This is a genomic window from Comamonas sp. MYb396 (assembly GCF_037479555.1).
Taxonomy (GTDB): Bacteria; Pseudomonadota; Gammaproteobacteria; order Burkholderiales; family Burkholderiaceae_C; genus Comamonas.
On record NZ_JBBGYU010000011.1, the window covers coordinates 189,482 to 207,685 of the forward strand.

An 18,204-nucleotide genomic window follows, 5' to 3' on the forward strand; every position below is an offset into this window, starting at 1 on the left:
CGCTGGCGCGCTCATCGCCACCAGATTTATGACCACGAATTCTCCCTCTGCGACCAGCCAGGGCCAGCAGCTGCTGGCCGATGCCCAGCTGATGCTGGCACATGGCAATTTTGAAGCGGCCTCGGGCCTCTTGCTGCGTGCCCGTGCCGAAAAGGACGTGATGCTGGCAGCGCATGCGCTGATCGAGCAGCACGGGCTGACTGGCTCGTTTCGCAACATCTTTGGCCTGGACTGCACGATTTCCTCGGCCGATGATATTTTTGGCTTCTTTGCCGGCCACGCCAGCAGCAGCAACCCGCTGCGCGATTACCTGGCCGATGGCTGGCGCACCTTGGCCGAGCTGATGACGGTGATGGAGCGGGTGGGCCAGCCGCTGGTGCAGAGCCAGCATTTTCTGGAGTTTGCCAGCGGCCATGGCCGCTTTACCCGCCATCTGGCCCATCTGCTGGGGCCGGACAAGGTGACGGTGTCCGATGTGGTGCCCGATGCGGTGGACTTCGCGCAGCGCACCTTTGGCGTGCAGGGCTTTGTCTCGGCCAGCGTCCCTGAGCAGTTGGTGGCGCCGCGCCAGTACGACACGGTCTTTGTGCTGTCGCTGTTCAGCCACCTGCCGCGCGCCACCTGGGGCCGCTGGCTGCAGGTGTTGTACAGCGTGGTGGCGCCGGGGGGCATTCTGGTGTTCAGCACGCATGGCATCAAGGCGGCCCGGTTTGACAGCGTACCGCTCGACGACGAGGGATTTTTCTTTGCGCCGTCGAGCGAGTCGCACGCGATTGACCCGAACGAGTACGGCACAGCCTTTACGACCGAAGCCTTTGTGCGCGCCCGCATTGCCGAGACCGCGGGCGCCGACAAGCTCGAATATTTCTCGCCCGTGCAGTTCTGGAACCACCAGGATGTGTACGTGCTGCGAAAGCCATCATGAACCGCGGAAGCCGTATGCGCCGCCTGGCGCAATTGCGTGAAAAGCTGCTGGGCCTGCCTGACTTTGACGACAGCCGAATTACCGACGAGTGGTTCCGTTCTCACTTCCACTACGCATCCGATGTGGTGGCACAGTGGCTCAGCCCGGTCATGGATGTGAGTTCGGCCCGGCTGCTGCAGTTTGGCTGCGGCGATGGCATCACCGATCTGGCCCTGGTGCTGCGCCATGGCGCGGGGGCCATCCACGGCATCGATGTGCGCCAGGAATACGCCAAGCTGCCCCGCATTGCGCAGGAGCAACTGGGCATGCAGCGCATTCCGGCGGCGCTGAGTTTTCAGACCATCACGCCCAGCGCGCCGCTGGCGGGCCAGGCGCCGCTCTATGACGGCATCATGAGCTGGTCGACCTTTGAGCATGTGCAGCGCGACCAGCTGCTGCCCATCCTGAAAGACCTGCTGGCCTGCCTCAAGCCCGGCGGGCATTTCTTCTTGCAGATCGAGCCGCTGTTCTACTCGGCCTTTGGCTCGCACCTACGCCGTTATGACGATGTGGCTTGGCACCACCTGCTGGTGGACGAGGATGCGCTCTGGACGGTGATTGAAGGCTATGACGGCGAACTCAGCCCCGATGAGGTGGACTTTGGCTTTGCCGATTTTGGGCCGGAGGGCTACAAGCGCTTTGTGTTCAAGGAATACCAGGAGCTCAACCGCCTGACTGCCGATGAGCTGGTGGCGCTGGCCAAGGAGGCGGGCTTTACGGTGGCGCGCGAGGAGCGCCGCCACTATGAACCGGGGCCCGTGCCCGAGGCCTTGCTGGCGCAGTACCCGCGTGAGGTGTTGACCAACAACGAGATCTTTTTGCTGCTGCAGCGCCCCGTTTGACCGCTGGCCGGCAGCCCGCTCTGGGCCCCGGCCAGTTTTCCGTCAGGCGGCGGGTTGGGTGCCTGCCGCAGCTGCTGCCGGCTGCAGCGGCACCGAGACGCTGGCGCTGTAACTCAGGCGCTGCATGCGCTGGCCCAGGCCGCTGCGGCTAAAGAGCCGGCGGTTGATCGAGGGCTGGCAGTGCAGCGGCGTGCGCACCAGCCAGCAGGTATGGCGCACTTCAAATGCGGGGTGGAAGTAGGGATCGCCCTGGTCCAGAAAATCGCGCCAGCGGCTGGCGAACAGCGCCGAATCCTCGGGGTGCGGGTCGTAGCCTTCGGCCTTGCCCCGGGTGATCGACTCATGGTGCACCAAGGTGGCCTGCGGGCAGTACAGCACGCGCCAGCCTAGCTGCAAGCTGCGCAGGCACAGGTCCACATCGCCAAAGCCCACGGCCAGCTTTTCGTCGTAGCCGTCGATGGCATCAAACGCGTCCTTGCGCATCAGCAGGCAGGCGGCGGTCACGGCAGATACTTCGTGCGTGCTCACCAGGCGGCCCATGAAGGCGATATCGACGCGGTCGGGCGGCAGCTTCAAGAACTTGCCATAGTGCTCGGCGATGCCAAAGGCGCCCACGCAGACGCCGGCGTGCTGTATCGAGGTGCGGTCAGGGTAGAGCAACTGCGCGCCCACCATGCCCACGCTCGCGTCCTGGCACTGCGACAGCATGTGCTCCAGCCAGCCGCTCTCCAGCGCCTCGATGTCGTTGTTGCAGAACAGGTAGTGGCTGTAGGGCCGGGTCAGCTGGCGCACCGCCCAGTTGTTGATCGCCGAGAAATTGAAGGGACCCTGGTAGCGCAGCACGGTGGCGCTGCCTTCTTGCTCCAGTTGCGCAAAGTAGTCGAGGCTGGCCTGCTCGGTCGATGCATGATCGATCACGATCAGGTCGTAGGCGGCATGCTGCACGGTGGCGCGGATGCTGTCCACGCACTGGCGCACGAGGCTGCCGTAGTTCTTGGTCGGGATGATGATGGCCACGCGCTGGCCATCGGCGATCTGGTGCTGCGTTTCAAAGAAGTTGAACGACACCCCGGGGGCCGAGCGCGCCGCCACGCCGCTGCGGTCCAGGTGGCGCTGCAGTACGGCGGTCGATGTGCTCATCACCTGGGCCATCTTGTCGTGGCCGGCCGAGCCGGTGTGGGTGCGCCATTGGTAGAGGATCTCCGGCAGGTGCACGATGCGGCTGGCCGCTTCGCTGATCCTCAGGATCAGGTCGTAGTCCTGCGAGATGCCCAAGGCCTCGTCAAAGCCACCCAGGCTGCGCAGCAGCGCGGTGCGAAAGCCCACCATGTGCACGATATAGGGGTGGCTGCGCAGATATTCGGGCGAGAAGGCCGGGCGGTGGAAGTACTGCAGCACCTCTTTGCCATCAGGGCTGACCAGCACTTCGTCCGAGTACAGCATGTCCGGGTCATCGGCCATGACGCTTTGGGCGACGCGGTAGATGGCCTGGGGCTGGAGCAGGTCGTCATGGTCGAGCAGTACGACAAACGGAGACGTGGCCAGCGCCAGCGCCCGGTTGCTGGCGTGCGACACGCCATGGTTGTTCTCGCCCAGGTGCAGCTTGATGCGCGGCTCCTGCGCGGCCAGCTCCTGCAGCATCTGGCGCACATGGGGCTTGGGCGATGCATCGTCGGCAATGCACAGCTCCCAGTGCGGGTAGATCTGGGCGCGTACCGAGTCGACCATCGCGGTGAGCATGGCCGGGTCGGTGTTGTAGGTGGGCACCAGGATGGAGATGCTGACGGGCTGCTTTAACGCGGCAATCTCGGCGCGCAGCACGGGCAGCACTTCGCTGGCCAGGCGCTGCTGGTAGTCCTGCCAGGCATCGGTAGGGGCGACGGGCACCGTCGGTGCATCGGGATGGCCCAGCGACAGCAGCTGGTGCTTGAGCATCTGGGTGCCGCCCGTGCGCCAGGCGCGCCAGAGCCTGCGGCTGTTGCTGCCCAACTGGCGTGGATCGGCGGCCAGCAGGTACAGGCTGCGGCCCAGCTGGCGCAGCTTGTGGGGCAGCTTGCGCAAGGTAGAGAGAGTGGATGACAAGGAATGGCTCTTTGTTTTTGTAGCGGTGGGTGCTTGATTTGCAAGCACTATTGGCCTATTTTATTTAATTGGCAGACTGGCGCAGGCCCGTCAGGTAATCGTGCCCGTAGCTCCAGGGCTGCAGGTACTGGGCCTTCCGCTCGACCGCAGCCGCCGGCGCCGGCAGCGGTGGCTGGCCTTCCACGTACTGGCGCTGGCGAATCTCCTGCATCAGCGCCAGCCATTCGTCGGCCGAGGTGCTCCAGGGGCGCAGCCAGGTCCAGGGGCGGCCTGCCAGGCGCTCGGGGAAGGCGCCGATATCGGGCGCGATCACCGGCATCCCCGCCTGCAGGCAGGCGCTCAAGGTGTAGCTATAGGTCTCGGGCCACAGCGCCGGGAACCAGACCACATCGGGCTGGAGGCGCGCCATCAGCGCGGGCAGGTCGGCATCGTCATAGGGGCCATGGATGGTCAGGCTGGCATGGGGCTGGGTGCGCATGCGGCGGTGCGGGTAGCCCAGCAGGTGCAGCTCGACAGGCGCCTGGCTCTGGGCGGCGGCCAGCGCTACGGCTTCCATCACATCGCCCCCCTTGGCCAGGCTGACGCCGCCGAGGATAAAGACGCGCAGATGGGCATGGGGCGCCAGCGGCTGGCCCTTGGGAACAGGCAGCGAGGCGGCATCGGGGATGTCATGGTGCGTGACATAGCGCACTGGCGCATCGGGGAAGTACTGGTGCATGCGCAGTGCCGCATCCTTGCTGGGCGCGAGCACATAGCGCGCCTGGTTCAGGAACAGGCGGTGGCGCATGCGCCAGGCATCGATGTACTCACCGGTGGGTGCCGGCTCGGCGCCCGAGCACTGCGGGCACTGTGGCACACCCAAGGCCGCATAGCGCGGGTTGTGGGTGGGCTCCATCAGGTTGATCTGCGGGCAGATCGCGTAGTAGTCGTGGGCGGTGAAGTCATAGCGCACACCCAGCAGCTCGGGCAGGCGCATCACTTCCAGGTTCAGCCCCATCAGGTGGTGGAAGTGGACATGGCTCACGCCCAGCTCGCGCAGCAGCGCCACCAGCGCTTCAGACTGCGTGGGCCAGTGGAACTCCTCGTCATAGCCCTCGGCGGCATCGAGCCACTGCAGGCGGATGTAGTTGTCTTCCAGCGGGGTCAGGGCCAGCGATACCGCGCGGTCGCGCAGGCTGTGGGCCAGCTCCTTGACATGGCGCAGCGTGCCGCCGCCCGCGTTGTGCAGCACCATCAGCACGCGCGGCAGCGGGTGCTGGCGCAGGCGCGCCTTGTCGATGGCATTGCGCGCGGCCTGGGCCGGGTTTGCCTTGAGATGCGCTTGCACCAGGCTGTCGTAGCGGGGGTGCAGTTGCAGCAGGGTCTGGTAGGCGGCCTGCTCGCGCGGCGTCTTGCTGTCGCCAAAGCTGACGCCGCCGGTGTGCAGCACCACGCTGTCCAGCGCCAGCAGATGGCGCCAGCCCAGGTCATGGGCGCGCATGCAAAAGTCGTTCTCTTCGCCGTAGCCTTTGCCGAAATGCGCCACATCGAACAGGCCGGTCTGCGCCAGGCAGTCGCGGCGGATGTACATGCAAAAGCCCACGCCGGTGGGCACCTCGACCGTCTGCCCGGCATTGGCGCTGGCGGCTAGGTGGTTCAGGCGCAGCAGATCGGCGTCGGCCGGCAGCGCATTCTTTTCGCAAAAGCGCGGGTAGCTGCAGATCGTTGCGTTGTTGGACAGCGGCGTGACGCTGCCCACGTCGGTGGCGCTGTAGGCCGCCCGGTGCAGGCGGTCCAGCCATTCGTGCGACACCTCCGTGTCGCTGTTGAGCAGCAGCACATCGTGGCTGGGGTTGAGCGCCATGCCGCGGTTGACGGTGGCCACAAAGCCCAGGTTGCTGTCGTTCTCCAGCAGCTGCACACGGCTGTCCTGCTGGGCCAGCTCGCGCAGCCAGGCGGTCAATTCCGGCTCGGGGCTGGCGTCATTGATCACCACCAGCTGGCTGTTGGTTTGCGTCGCCGCCTGCAGCACCGATTGCAGGCAACGCTGCGTATCGCCCAGGCCCCGGTACACCGGGACGATGATGTCGACCATGGCCGCGGGCTGGGCGGCTGCCAGCGGGCGCACCGGCTCGGCCAGGGTGTCAGCGGGCGCTGCTTCCTCGACCACGACGGCGAGCAGGGTCTCATCCTGCACCTCAGCCATCATCTCCGCTGCATCGACTGCTTGCACTGCATCCTGCACAGGCTCTGGCTCGGGCACATGCACGACGGCCGGGGCGGGCGCAGGCCGGCCGCGCAACCGGGCCTTGGCGCTGGCCAGTTTCTGGCCCACGCGGTAGGCCTCTGAGGCCTCGATATTGCCCAGATGGGTTTGCAGGTTGCCGATATGGGTCTGCTGGCCCTGGATATGCTCTTGCTGCTGGGCAATGGCCGCTTCCAGGTTGTCTTTCTGCGCCTGCATATGGGCCTGCAGCAGGCGCAGTTGGGTGTGGGCATCGGCCTGGGCCTGCTGGGCGCGCAGCACCTCGGTGTCGGCATGGCGGATGCGGGCCTGCAGCTCCTGGGCGCTATCGGCCAGCGCGGCGTAGTCGGCCGACATGGGCCAGCCCAGGCTCACTTCGAGCACGGCGCCCTCGGTCTGCAGGCAGTCCTGCAGCAGCGCCGGGGAAATCGGCAGGTGCAGGTGCGGGTCATCGCCGGTCAGCAACAGCAGGGTGCTGCCCGGCGCGGTGGCGGGGGCCGGCTGCCAGCTGATCTGGCTGTGCGGCACCTGGGCCAGCGCTTCGGGCTGGTCGGCGTCCCAGCGCCAGCGCAGGGCGCCGCTGGCGTCATACAGGCGCATCGCATGCAGGTGCAAAAAGCCGGGGCGGTCGGCCGGGTCCCAACGCAGGCTGGGCTGGGCGCCATCAAAGCGGGGCAGCGCAAAGCGAATGCTCTGCTGCAGGGCGCCAATCTGGCCCTTGGCAATCAGTTTGTGCGATTCGCTGAACTGGCCGGCATCGGCCCAGTACAGGTTGGTGGTGAAGCTGGCATGCGCCTTGTTGGCCTCGCTCTCGATCGCCAGCAGCGCATGGGCCTGGGCGGCAGCAGCATCGCTGCAGGGCCGGATGCTGCAGATGAACTGGTAGGCCAGCGCATCGGGCTGGGCCAGCAGGTAGCGCATCACGGCGGGCGGCAGGCTGTCGGCGGTGGTGCGGGCAAATTCGGATTCGTCGAGCGGGCGGTCGATGGTCTCGATCGACTGCACGCTCCACTGGCCCGCTTGCATCAGCCGCAGCAGCGACTGGCGGGTGAAAAAGCGCAGGTGGGTGGCGTCGAGCAGGCCTTCTTCGCGGTAGCGCAGCTCGCCCTGCATCAGCTCCATCACCAGGCCGCAGTAGCCGGCGTTGGGGATGGAGACCAAAATCTCGCCGTTTTCTGCCAGCAGATCGCGGCAGTCGGCCAGCAGTTGCTCGGGCTGGCGCAGGTGCTCAAGAACATCGGCGCAGACGATATAGTCATACTGACGCCGCGTAAAAGCCTCCGCCAGGTTGATCTGTTCCAGATCGGCCACGGCCAGATCGCGATAATACGGCCTGGCGAGCGCGGCCTCCTCGACGCTGAACGTCACACCATCGAGGGTGCAGGCCTTGTGCTCGTGCAGGTACTGGCCCAGCACGCCGGGGCCGCAGCCCAGATCGAGCACACGGGCGCCCGGCGGTATCTTGTTCGCCAGCACGGACAGCGAGCTGCGCTGCTGGAGATCGATGTGGCGGGTGTAGACGTGGTGTTCGCGGGTCATGGATATGGGAATGGGTAGGAATTCTGCCGAGATAGGCCTGCAGATGCAGGTGAAAGATGAATGACTGACAAGCAAAATCGTGTGGCAATTCTATTGTCTACATACAACGGCGAGCGGTTTCTGCCTGCGCAGCTCGATTCCCTGCTGGCGCAAAGCCATGCGGGTTGCGATATCTGGGTGCGCGATGACGGCTCCAGTGACCAGAGCCTGGCTATTGTCCGGCGCTATGCCAGCATCCATCCCAACATCCACATCCAGGCCGGCGAAAACTTTGGTTTTGTAGCTAGTTTTTACGAATTATTGCAAAACGTGGGCGCGGGCTATGGCTTCTATTTCTTCTGTGACCAGGATGACGTCTGGCTGCCCAGCAAGGTGAGCCGCGCGCTGGCGCTGCTGGAAGGCGAACAGGGCGCTGCGCTCTACTGCTCGCGCACCCAGTATGTGGACCGCGATCTGCAGCCCATCGGCCCTTCGCCCGATTACGACCGCCGCTGCATTGGCTGGGGCAATGCGCTGGTGCAGAACATTGCGACCGGTTGCACGATGGCCCTCAACCGCGCGGCACGCGAGCGCCTGCTGGCGCAGCGCCCCGGCTTTTGCCTGGCGCATGACTGGTGGGCCTACCTGGTGGTGTCGGCCTTTGGCCAGGTGGTGTTCGACAGCGAGAGCCATATCCTCTACCGCCAGCATGGCAGCAACACCATCGGCATGCAAAAGCAGGGCCTGGCGGGCCAATGGGCGCGCGTGCAGCGCTTTTGGCGCCGGCTGCGCCAGGCGGGCCCGGGCTGGATCGACCAGCTGAGCGAGTTCGACCGGCTCCATGGCGCCGACCTGGCCGATGCCCAGCGCCGCCAGCTGCGCATGCTGATCCGCTCGCGCAGCAGCTGGACGACGGCGCTGCGTGCGTCAGTCCAGCGCTATTACTGGCGCATGAGCAAGGTCGACACCTTGATCTTGCGTGTGCTGCTGGCGCTGCGCCTGTACTGAGGCGCTGTTACAACTGGCGCGCTGGGCTGATTTCCGCGCGGGCCGCTGATGGATAATGCCCGCTGATGTCCGCCAGCCCCACCTCCTTGCCTCCGTCCATTCCCGCTATTGCCCTGTCTGTCGTCAGCCATGGCCATGGGGCGATGGTGCAGCAGCTGCTCGATGCCTTGGCGCTGCACGGCGCTGGCGGCAACGGTGTCAGCCGCGTGGTGCTGACCTTGAACCTGCCCGAGCCTGCGCCCCTGGCACCTGCAGGCGGCTGGCCTTTTGTGCTGGAGCTGCGCCACAACAGCGTGCCGCAAGGCTTTTCGGCCAACCATAATGCCGCCTTGGCGGGCGCGACGGAGCCGCTGGTCTGCGTGCTGAATCCGGATGTGGACCTGCGCGGCGGCAACCCCTTCCCCGCGCTGGTGCGCGCGCTGCAGCGCCAGGGCGTGGGCCTGGCCTACCCGATGCAGGTGGATGAAAACGGTCAGCTGCAGGACAGCGAGCGGGAGCTGCCCACCCCCTGGTCCCTGCTGCGCCGCTATGCGGTCAAACGGCGCGAGACCCGGGCCGAATGGGTCAATGGCGCGATGTGGCTGCTGCCCACCCCCGTCTGGCAGGGCATTGGCGGGCTCAATACCGCGTACTTCATGTACTGCGAGGATGTGGATCTGTGCCTGCGCCTGCGCCTGGCGGGCTGGACCTTGGCGCGTGCTGATTGCGTGATAGGCCATGCCGGCCAGCGCGCCAGCCACCGCCGGGCCCGCCATGCTTTGTGGCATATTCGCAGCTTGCTGCGGCTGTGGGCCTCGGCAGTTTTTTGGCGCGCCCGGGCCTTGCTCCGGCGCACCCCCACGGCAGCACTCACGATGACTGAATAATGATTTTCCTGGCAGTGGTCGCTTTTCTCTGTACGCTCATTGGCGCGGGTTTCATCGTGCGCCGCATGCGCGGCCATGCCAAACGCTATGGCAAGGATTTGCCCCAGCGCTTCCATATGGGCAACATCCCCCGGCTGGGCGGTCTGGCCATGTTTGTCAGCCTGGTGCTGACGGTGGGCGTGGCCGGCCTGCAGAACTGGTGGGGCTACTACGGCAATGCACTGCACTGGAACCAGTGGGTGCTGTATTTCTTCATGGCGATGCTGCCGGCGGTGGCTGGCGGTATTGCCGAGGACATGACCCAGCGCATGACGGTGCGCTACCGCCTGGTGCTGACCCTGCTGACCGGCCTGCTGGCCGTCTACCTGCTGGGCATGACCGTGCCGCGCATGGGCCTGGTCTGGCTCGATACGGCGCTGAGCGCCGCGCCCTGGCTGGGCATGGCGCTGGCCGTGCTGGCCATTGCCGGCCTGCCCCATGCCTTCAACATCATCGATGGCTACAACGGCCTGGCCGGCATGGTGGCGGTCATCATCTGCGCGGCGCTCACCCATGTGGCGCTGCAGCTGGGCGACCGCGAGCTGGCGGCGATCCTGGTGATCACCGCAGCCGCCACCCTGGGCTTCATGTTCTGGAACTACCCCATGGGCCAGCTCTTTGCCGGCGATGGCGGCGCCTATGTCTGGGGCATCGTGATCGCCTTTTGCAGCATCACCTTGGTGCAGCGCCACCCCATCGTCTCGCCCTGGTTCCCGATGCTGCTGCTCATCTATCCGGTCTGGGAGACCATGTTTTCCATCTACCGCAAGCTAGCGCGCGGCGACTCGCCGGGCATGGCCGACGCGCTGCACCTGCACCAGCTGATCTACCGCCGTATCGTGCGCAGCGTGCTCGATGAAAACGCCGCCCGCCGCATGCTGCGCCGCAATAACCGGACCGCACCGTATTTGTGGGCGTTCACTTTGCTCACCGTGGTGCCGGCGGTTCTGTTCTGGCGCAACACCTATATCCTCATCGGTTTTTGTGCGCTGTTCTGTGTCTCCTATGTCGCTGCCTATCTGGTGATCGTGCGCTTCAAGCTACCAGGCTGGATTCGCTGATCAGCAGGCAGGCGGCACTTTGGGGCACAATGCGCGTTTTGCATCTTCTCCGCTGCTGTAAAGGCCTGCAACCATGACGACTCCTTCTCTCTCCATTGCCCCGCGCGACAAGGCTGAAATTCTGGCGCAGGCACTGCCCTACATCCGCAAGTTCCATGGCAAGACCATGGTCATCAAGTACGGCGGCAACGCCATGACCGACCCCGAGCTGCAGGCCGACTTTGCCGAAGACGTGGTGCTGCTCAAGCTGGTGGGCATCAACCCTGTGGTGGTGCACGGCGGTGGCCCGCAGATCGAAAACGCCTTGAAGCGCCTGGGCAAGGAAGGCAAGTTCGTGCAGGGCATGCGCGTGACCGACTCCGAAACCATGGAAGTGGTCGAATGGGTGCTGGCCGGCGAAGTGCAGCAGGATATCGTGGGCCTGATCAACCAGGCTGGCGGCAAGGCCGTGGGCTTGACGGGCCGTGATGGCGGCCTGATCCGCGCCCAAAAGCTCAAGTTGAAGGACAACAAGGATCCGTCGGTCGAGCACGATGTCGGCCAGGTCGGCGACATCCTGTCCATCGACCCCAGCGTGGTCAAGGCGCTGCAGGATGACGCCTTCATCCCCGTGGTGAGCCCGATTGGCTTTGGCGAGAACAACGAGAGCTACAACATCAACGCCGATGTGGTGGCCAGCAAGTTGGCCACCGTGCTGCAGGCCGAAAAGCTGATGCTGTTGACCAACATCCCCGGCGTGCTCGACAAGCAAGGCCAGCTGCTGACCGAATTGACCTCGCGCCAGATCGATGACCTCATTGAGGACGGCACCATCTCGGGTGGTATGCTGCCTAAATTGGCCGGCGCCATCGATGCCGCCAAGAGCGGTGTCAATGCCGTGCATATTGTCGATGGCCGCGTGCCACACGCGATGCTGCTCGAAATTTTGACTGACACGGCCTACGGAACAATGATTCGTAGTTATTGATACATTTGATTGCGTAATTGATTTGTGCATCTAGCAATGCACATGATTTTTATCATTTTTCTGCAGTTCTTTTGCAGTAAGATGTTACAGAGGGCCCAAGGTTGCGCTGGCAACCTGTGAGGCGAGTGCCTTACTTTTATCAATAAAAAATACCTGGCGGTGTTGGGAGACTGCGTCGGGTGCAGCCTCATATTCAACGCATGTCTGATCAAGAATCTTCTTTCGCCGCCGACCTCGTCGATGCGCCGCTAGAAGCCGCTAACCCGGCACCTACCCGTAAACGTCCAAAACCCGGAGAGCGTCGAATCCAGATTCTGCAGACGCTGGCAGCCATGCTGGAGCAGCCAGGCGCAGACCGCATCACCACGGCGGCACTGGCCGCGCAAATGTCGATCAGCGAGGCGGCCCTCTACCGCCACTTTGCCAGCAAGGCCCAGATGTACGAGGGCCTGATCGAGTTCATCGAGCAGTCCGTCTACAGCCTGGCCGTGCAGATCACCGGCCGCGATGTGCCGGACCCCGCCAAGACCGTGGAGCAGGGCATTGCCCAGGCCCACCGGGTGGTGGCCATGGTGCTGCAGTTTGGTGAGCGCAACCCCGGCATGGTGCGCGTAATGCTGGGCGACGCGCTGCAGTCCGAAAACCCCCGCCTGCAGCAGCGCATGCAGCAGTTCTTCGAGCGCATCGAGACCACCTTGCGCCAGTGCCTGCGCGTGGTGCCCGGCGGCGATGCATCGGCTACGCCCACCGTGGATGCCAATGTGCGCTCCAGCGTGCTGATGTCCTTCCTGATTGGCCGCCTGCAGCGCTTTGCGCGTTCGGATTTCCGCCGCCTGCCTACCGAGCAGCTCGACGCCTGCCTGTCCTTGATGGCGCACTGACGCCAGCCCACCCCATCGCAAAAGCTGCTGAGCCTGACAAGGCCAGCAGCTTTTTTCATGCGGGGCACGGCCGTTGCCGTGGTTTACCCTTGCTTTGCACACCAGCGGTTGGCAGCACACTGGGTTTGTGCAAGAATCAAAAAAAGAACGATCGTGCTATTTTTTGATTTATGACCAAACCCCTTGCTTCCACCCCAGGCCCTGCCGAGATCGCCAAGCTGGCCAAAGGCGCCCAAACGCGTGCTGCGATTGTGGATGCTGCCCTGTCCCTGGCCGCCCAAGAGGGGCTCGATGGCCTGTCGCTGGGCATGGTCGCGCTGGCCATGGGCATGAGCAAGTCCGGCGTGTTTGCCCATTTTGGCTCACGCGAGGAGCTGCAGTGCTCGGTGGTGCGCGAATACCACGAGCGCTTTGAGCGCGAGATCTTTGTGCCGGCGCTGCAGGTGCCGCGCGGGCTCGCCCGCATGCTGCACATGGCCACCGGCTGGATGGGCAGCACCGCCCAGCCCAACGATGCCAGCCGCCTCTACGGCAGCCTCTACATCAGCGGCGCGGTGGAGTTTGATGACCGGCCCGGCGATGTGCGCGATGCGCTGTCCGAGTCGGTGCGCATCTGGATGGATGCGATGCGCCGCGCGATCGTGCAGTCCCAGACCGAAGGCCAGCTGCGCAGCGATGTCGCGCCCGACCAGGTGCTGTTCGAGCTGCACGGCATCATTTTGTCGCTGCACTATGAAACCCGCTTTCTCCATGGCCCGCAGGCGCTGCGCCATGCCGCCGCTGGCCTGCGCGGCGTCTTGCTGCGCCATGCCGTCCACCCCGAGCGCGAGGCTGTCTTGATCGATGCCGCGCTGGCCCCATGCCTGGCGGCGCAGCCCGATGCGCCCGCTTCCGTTTCTGTTTGACCTCGTCATTTTTCCAAAGGACTTTCCATGCCTCAGTACACCCCACCGCTGCGCGACATGCAGTTCCTCATGCAAGAAGTGCTGGGCCTGCCCGCCCGTTTTGCCCAATTGCCGGCCTATGCCGAGGTGGACACCGGCACCATGGATGCGATTTTGGAAGAGGCCGGCAAGTTTGCGGTCGAGGTCGTGCAGCCGCTCAACCTGCCTGGTGATGCCGAAGGCTGCACGCGCAACCCGGCCGATTCGAGCGTGACCACGCCCAAGGGCTTCAAGGAAGCCTATGCCAAGTATGTGGAAGGCGGCTGGGCAGCCCTGTCGTGCGACAGCGCCTATGGCGGCCAGGGTCTGCCCTTTGTGCTGAACCAGTGCCTGTATGAGATGCTCAACAGCGCCAACCAGGCCTGGGCCATGTACCCCGGCCTGTCGCACGGCGCCTATGAGGCACTCCATGTGTATGGCTCGGACGAGCAGAAAAAGCTTTACCTGCCCAAGCTCACCAGCGGTGAATGGACCGGCACCATGTGCCTGACCGAGCCCCATTGCGGCACCGATCTGGGCATGCTGCGCACCAAGGCCGAGCCGCAGGCCGATGGCAGCTACAAGATCACCGGCAACAAGATCTTCATCAGCGCCGGTGAGCACGACATGACCGACAACATCGTGCACCTGGTGCTGGCACGCCTGCCCGATGCGCCCAAGGGCAGCAAGGGCATCAGCCTGTTCCTGGTGCCCAAGTTCCTGGTCAATGCCGATGGCTCGCTGGGAGCGCGCAACCCCATCAGCTGCTCGGGACTGGAGCACAAGATGGGCATCCATGGCAATGCCACCGCGCAGATCGCCATCGATGGCGCCGTGGGCAGCCTGGTCGGCCAGGCCAACAAGGGCTTGCAGGCCATGTTTGTGATGATGAATGCCGCGCGCCTGGGTGTGGCCAACCAGTCGCTGGGTCTGATGGCCGTGGCCTACGAGAACGCGCTGGCCTATGCCAAGGACCGGCTGCAGATGCGCAGCCTCTCGGGCACCAAGGCCAAGGACCTGCCGGCCGACCCCATCATCGTCCACCCCGATGTGCGCCGCATGCTGCTGACTGCCAAGGCCTACAGCGAAGGCGGCCGCGCGATGATGATCGCCACTTCGGCCCTGGTCGACGAAGAGCTGAACCACCCCGACGAAGCCTTGCGCAAGGCCCATGCCGCGCAGGTCGCCTTGCTCACCCCCATCCTCAAGGCCTTTTTGACCGACAAGGGTTTTGAGGTGACCGTGCTGTGCCAGCAGGTGTTTGGCGGCCATGGCTACATCCATGAAACCGGTATGGAGCAGTTTGTGCGCGATGCGCGCATCAACATGATCTACGAAGGCACCAATGGCATCCAGGCGCTGGACCTGCTGGGCCGCAAGGTGCTGGGTGACCAGGGTGCGGCGCTCAAGGCGCTGGGCAAGCTGGTGCAGGGTCTGGTCGAGGAAGAGGGCGTCAACGAACGCATGGCCGATTTCATCAACCCGCTGGCGCAGCTGGCCGGCCAGATGACCGGCATCACCACCGAGCTGGGCCTCAAGGCGCTGCAAAACCCCGACGAAGTGGGGGCCGCCGCGACCGACTATCTCTGCGTGATGGGCCACCTGGTGATGGGCTACTGGTGGGCACGCATGGCCCAGACCGCGCTGCGCGCACTGGCCGAAGGCGATGTGACGGGCAAGACCTTCTACGAAGCCAAGCTGCAGACGGCGCGCTTTTACTTTGCGCGCCTCTTCCCCGAGGCGGGCCTGCGCGTGCGCACCATGCGCACCGGCAGCAAGCTCTTGATGAACACCGACGCCGCGCTGGCTTGACCGCCTGCAGTGCTGCCGAAAAACACCGAAGGAGACCCTGATGCAAACCTTGCTGAAACCTGTGCTGATGGTGGCTGGCAGCTTGGCGGTGGCACTGCCAGCGCTGGCTGCCGAGATGTCGCCGGTGGGCCTGTGGCGCACCTTTGACGAGAAAAGCGGTGAGCCCAAGTCCGAGGTGCGCATCAGCGACAGCGGCGGGGTGCTCAGCGGCAAGGTGGAAAAGCTGCTGCGCAAGGGCGCCGATCCGCAGGCCGTCTGCGACCGCTGCAGCGATGACCGCAAGGGCCAGCCGCTCGTCGGCCTGGAGATCATCCGCGGTGCCAAGCAGGCGCAGGGCAAGGCCGTCTGGGAAGACGGCAAGATCCTGGACCCGGAAAACGGCAGCAGCTACAGCCTCAAGCTCACGCCTGCCGACAACGGCAACAAGCTCGATGTGCGCGGATCGATTGGCCCCTTTGGCCGCACGCAGACCTGGTCGCGCGTCGAATAGGTTTTGAATACAACGGCTTGTCAGCGCCTCTCTGTCAGAGGCTGACAGCCATGAAAAGTGGAGTAACCATGTCCCGATTTGTGGTGAAAAAAGTGGCGGTGCTTGGCGCCGGCGTGATGGGCGCGCAGATTGCGGCCCACCTCGTCAATGTGCGCGTGCCAGTGGTGCTGTTTGACCTGCCGGCCAAGGAAGGCCCCAAAAGCGCGATTGCCCAGAAGGCGATTGCCAACCTGAAAAAGCTCAAGCCCTCGCCCCTGGGTGTGGCGGCGGAAGCCGATCTGATCACGCCCGCCAACTACGAAGAACACCTGGCGCAGCTCAAGGACTGCGACCTGGTGATCGAGGCGATTGCCGAGCGCATGGACTGGAAGCGCGACCTCTACCACCAGATCGCGCCCTTTGTTGCACCCCATGCGATCCTGGCCTCCAACACCTCGGGCCTGTCGATCACGGCCTTGTCGGAAGCCTTGCCCGAGCAGCTGCGCCACCGCTTCTGCGGCATCCACTTCTTCAACCCACCGCGCTATATGCAGCTGGTGGAGCTGATCCCGACCGCAGCGACCGAGCCCCAGGTGCTGGACCAGCTTGAAAGCTTTGCGACCAGCCAACTGGGTAAGGGCGTCGTCCGCGCCAAGGACACGCCCAACTTTGTTGCCAACCGCGTCGGCGTGGCTGGCATGCTGTCGACCATGGCCGAGGCCGAGCGCTTTGGCCTGAGCTACGACGTGGTCGACGACCTGACCGGCAAGAAGCTGGGGCGCGCCAGCTCGGGCACCTTCCGCACTGCCGATGTGGTGGGCCTGGACACCTTGGCCCATGTCATCGCCACCATGCAGACCCAGCTGACGGCGCAGAGCGACTCGTTCTACGCCAGCTACACGACGCCAGCGGTATTGACCCAGCTGATCGCCAACGGCGCGCTGGGCCAGAAGACCAAGGCAGGTTTTTACCGCAAGACCAAGCTGGGCATCGAGCGCTTTGACCCCGAGCACCAGGCCTATGTGCCTTCGGGCGAAAAGGGCAATGACGTCTACACCCGCATGCTGAAAAAGCCGGCCGGCGAGCGCCTGCAGCTGCTGCGCAATAGTGAAGGCGCACAAGGCCAGTTCCTCTGGGCCATCTTGCGCAACAGCTTCCACTACGCCGCCGTGCATCTGAAGGACATTGCCGACAATGCCCGCGATGTGGATCTGGCCATGCGCTGGGGCTTTGGCATGCAGCAAGGCCCGTTCGAGCTGTGGCAAGAGGCCGGCTGGCTGCAGATGGCCAAGATGGTGCAGGAAGACATTGACGCAGGCAAGGCGCTCAGCACCGAGCCGCTGCCGCAGTGGGTGTTTGAAGGCCCCGTGGCGGACGCCGGCGGTGTGCACACGGCGCAGGGCTCCTGGAGCGCTGCCGAGAGCCGCTTTGTCCCGCGCCGCGATCTGCCGGTCTATGCGCGCCAGCTCTTCCCCGAGCGCGTGCTGGGTGAGGCGAGCGCGCCCGCACAGGACTGGCGCACGGCAGGCCGCACCCTGGCCGAGAGCAAGGCCTCACGCAGCTGGACCCTGGATGACCAGGTGCTGGTCTTCAGCATCAAGACCAAGATGCATGCCATCAGCCCCGATGTGATGGAAGACCTGCAGGCCGCGCTGGCGCTGGCCGAAAAGGACTTTGATGCGATGGTCGTCTGGTCGGGCGATGCACCTTTCAGCGTGGGCGCCGATCTGCAGGCGATGATGCCGGCCTTTGCCCTGCAAGGCCCGATGGCCATCGACCAGATCGAGCAGGTGATGCAGCAGCTCTTCCTGTCGGTGCGCTATGCGCAGATCCCGGTGGTCGGCGCTGTGCATGGCATGGCGCTGGGCGGCGGCTGCGAGCTGCTGCTGCACTGCGCACGCCGCGTGGCGCATATGGAGAGCTATATCGGCCTGGTGGAGATGGGCGTGGGCCTGGTGCCCGGCGCCGGCGGCCTCACCAATGTGGCCTACCAGGCCGCACGCCATGCGCAGTATTCCACCGGCACGGATCTGCTGCCCTTCCTGGCCAATGGCTTTACGGCCGCCGCCAAGGCCACCGTCGGCACCAGCGCGCTGGAGTCGCAGGCGATTGGCTACCTGCAGTCCGATGATGTCATCGTGCCGCACCGCGACGAGCTGCTGTTTGTGGCGCTGACGCAGGCCAAGGCCATGGCGCAATCGGGCTGGCGCCCACCGCAGCGCAAGCCTTTTCCGGTCGCTGGCCGCAGTGGCGCAGCCACCTTGCGCAGCACCCTGGTCAATATGCGCGAAGGCGGCTTCATCACCGAGCACGACATGCTGATTGCCAGCCATATGGCCGATGTGGTCTGCGGCGGCGATGTGGATGCCGGCACCCTGGTGAACGAGGAGTACCTGATGGCGCTGGAGCGCAAGGCCTTCACCGACCTGATCGTGAAGGAAAAAACCCAGGAGCGCATTCTGGGCATGCTGAACACCGGCAAGCCCGTCCGTAACTGAGGCCCACCGTGGAAAAGCAACCCTTATCCCCCAACTCCCTCTCCCGCTCG

The 18,204-nt window shown here is 64.7% G+C and carries 13 protein-coding genes; 11 read left to right on the forward strand and 2 right to left on the reverse strand.

Going from position 1 to position 18,204, the window contains the following annotated elements:
* Window positions 1-28 precede the first annotated feature (28 nt).
* Together WH265_RS22160 and WH265_RS22165 are read left to right on the forward strand one after the other, a co-directional pair.
* The gene (locus tag WH265_RS22160; protein ID WP_339559673.1) at window positions 29-925 is read left to right on the forward strand and encodes a class I SAM-dependent methyltransferase; all 897 of its coding nucleotides are present in this window, start codon (window positions 29-31) and stop codon (window positions 923-925) included.
* A 14-nt stretch (window positions 926-939) separates the two neighbouring features.
* Entirely contained in the window at window positions 940-1,806 is an 867-nt protein-coding gene (locus WH265_RS22165) for a class I SAM-dependent methyltransferase (protein ID WP_339559701.1), read from the forward strand.
* Window positions 1,807-1,848: 42 nt separating this feature from the next.
* Here the strand turns inward: WH265_RS22165 and WH265_RS22170 are convergent, their stop codons facing one another.
* Window positions 1,849-3,888 carry a glycosyltransferase family 2 protein gene (locus WH265_RS22170; RefSeq protein ID WP_339559674.1) on the reverse strand — a complete coding sequence of 680 codons (2,040 nt, stop codon included), beginning with the start codon at window positions 3,886-3,888 and terminating at the stop codon, window positions 1,849-1,851.
* 64 nt (window positions 3,889-3,952) lie between these two features.
* Window positions 3,953-7,651: a methyltransferase domain-containing protein gene (locus WH265_RS22175; protein WP_339559675.1), complete on the reverse strand. Its 3,699-nt coding sequence runs from the start codon at window positions 7,649-7,651 to the stop codon at window positions 3,953-3,955.
* Window positions 7,652-7,744: 93 nt separating this feature from the next.
* Here WH265_RS22175 and WH265_RS22180 point away from each other — a divergent pair, with 93 nt between their 5' ends.
* The 9 genes from WH265_RS22180 to WH265_RS22220 all read left to right on the forward strand — a co-directional run bounded on the left by WH265_RS22180 (window position 7,745) and on the right by WH265_RS22220 (window position 18,154).
* Window positions 7,745-8,638 carry a glycosyltransferase family 2 protein gene (locus WH265_RS22180; RefSeq protein ID WP_445228565.1) on the forward strand — a complete coding sequence of 298 codons (894 nt, stop codon included), beginning with the start codon at window positions 7,745-7,747 and terminating at the stop codon, window positions 8,636-8,638.
* A gap of 65 nt (window positions 8,639-8,703) precedes the next feature.
* Entirely contained in the window at window positions 8,704-9,504 is an 801-nt protein-coding gene (locus WH265_RS22185) for a glycosyltransferase family 2 protein (protein WP_339559677.1), read from the forward strand.
* Window positions 9,504-10,604, forward strand: a complete 1,101-nt coding sequence (locus tag WH265_RS22190) for a glycosyltransferase family 4 protein (RefSeq protein ID WP_021028956.1) — start codon at window positions 9,504-9,506, stop codon at window positions 10,602-10,604. The genes WH265_RS22185 and WH265_RS22190 overlap by 1 nt, the downstream gene beginning before the upstream one ends.
* Window positions 10,605-10,677: 73 nt before the next feature.
* A complete protein-coding gene (gene argB / locus WH265_RS22195; RefSeq protein ID WP_133855766.1) occupies window positions 10,678-11,571 on the forward strand; it encodes an acetylglutamate kinase in 894 nt (297 codons plus the stop codon).
* A gap of 200 nt (window positions 11,572-11,771) precedes the next feature.
* Window positions 11,772-12,452 (forward strand): nucleoid occlusion factor SlmA, encoded by a 681-nt coding sequence (slmA, locus tag WH265_RS22200; protein ID WP_021028954.1) that lies wholly within the window; start codon window positions 11,772-11,774, stop codon window positions 12,450-12,452.
* 170 nt (window positions 12,453-12,622) lie between these two features.
* Complete coding sequence (locus WH265_RS22205; protein WP_339559678.1) at window positions 12,623-13,357, forward strand: TetR/AcrR family transcriptional regulator; 735 nt, start codon at window positions 12,623-12,625, stop codon at window positions 13,355-13,357.
* Window positions 13,358-13,384: 27 nt separating this feature from the next.
* On the forward strand, window positions 13,385-15,187 hold the full coding sequence (locus WH265_RS22210) for an acyl-CoA dehydrogenase C-terminal domain-containing protein (RefSeq protein ID WP_339559679.1): 1,803 nt from the start codon (window positions 13,385-13,387) through the stop codon (window positions 15,185-15,187).
* A 40-nt stretch (window positions 15,188-15,227) separates the two neighbouring features.
* The gene (locus tag WH265_RS22215; protein WP_021028951.1) at window positions 15,228-15,677 is read left to right on the forward strand and encodes a DUF2147 domain-containing protein; all 450 of its coding nucleotides are present in this window, start codon (window positions 15,228-15,230) and stop codon (window positions 15,675-15,677) included.
* Window positions 15,678-15,745: 68 nt separating this feature from the next.
* Window positions 15,746-18,154: a 3-hydroxyacyl-CoA dehydrogenase/enoyl-CoA hydratase family protein gene (locus tag WH265_RS22220; protein WP_339559680.1), complete on the forward strand. Its 2,409-nt coding sequence runs from the start codon at window positions 15,746-15,748 to the stop codon at window positions 18,152-18,154.
* The last annotated feature ends 50 nt before the right edge of the window (window positions 18,155-18,204 follow it).

Excerpts from the sequence above, each read along its gene's own strand:
- WH265_RS22160 (WP_339559673.1), top strand. The coding sequence starts at position 29 with ATGACCACGAATTCTCCCTCTGCGACCAGCCAGGGCCAGCAGCTGCTG.
- slmA (WP_021028954.1), top strand. The coding sequence starts at position 11,772 with ATGTCTGATCAAGAATCTTCTTTCGCCGCCGACCTCGTCGATGCGCCG.
- WH265_RS22205 (WP_339559678.1), top strand. The coding sequence starts at position 12,623 with ATGACCAAACCCCTTGCTTCCACCCCAGGCCCTGCCGAGATCGCCAAG.
- WH265_RS22175 (WP_339559675.1), bottom strand. The coding sequence starts at position 7,651 with ATGACCCGCGAACACCACGTCTACACCCGCCACATCGATCTCCAGCAG.
- WH265_RS22210 (WP_339559679.1), top strand. The coding sequence starts at position 13,385 with ATGCCTCAGTACACCCCACCGCTGCGCGACATGCAGTTCCTCATGCAA.
- WH265_RS22185 (WP_339559677.1), top strand. The coding sequence starts at position 8,704 with ATGTCCGCCAGCCCCACCTCCTTGCCTCCGTCCATTCCCGCTATTGCC.
- argB (WP_133855766.1), top strand. The coding sequence starts at position 10,678 with ATGACGACTCCTTCTCTCTCCATTGCCCCGCGCGACAAGGCTGAAATT.
- WH265_RS22190 (WP_021028956.1), top strand. The coding sequence starts at position 9,504 with ATGATTTTCCTGGCAGTGGTCGCTTTTCTCTGTACGCTCATTGGCGCG.
- WH265_RS22165 (WP_339559701.1), top strand. The coding sequence starts at position 940 with ATGCGCCGCCTGGCGCAATTGCGTGAAAAGCTGCTGGGCCTGCCTGAC.
- WH265_RS22220 (WP_339559680.1), top strand. The coding sequence starts at position 15,746 with ATGTCCCGATTTGTGGTGAAAAAAGTGGCGGTGCTTGGCGCCGGCGTG.
- WH265_RS22215 (WP_021028951.1), top strand. The coding sequence starts at position 15,228 with ATGCAAACCTTGCTGAAACCTGTGCTGATGGTGGCTGGCAGCTTGGCG.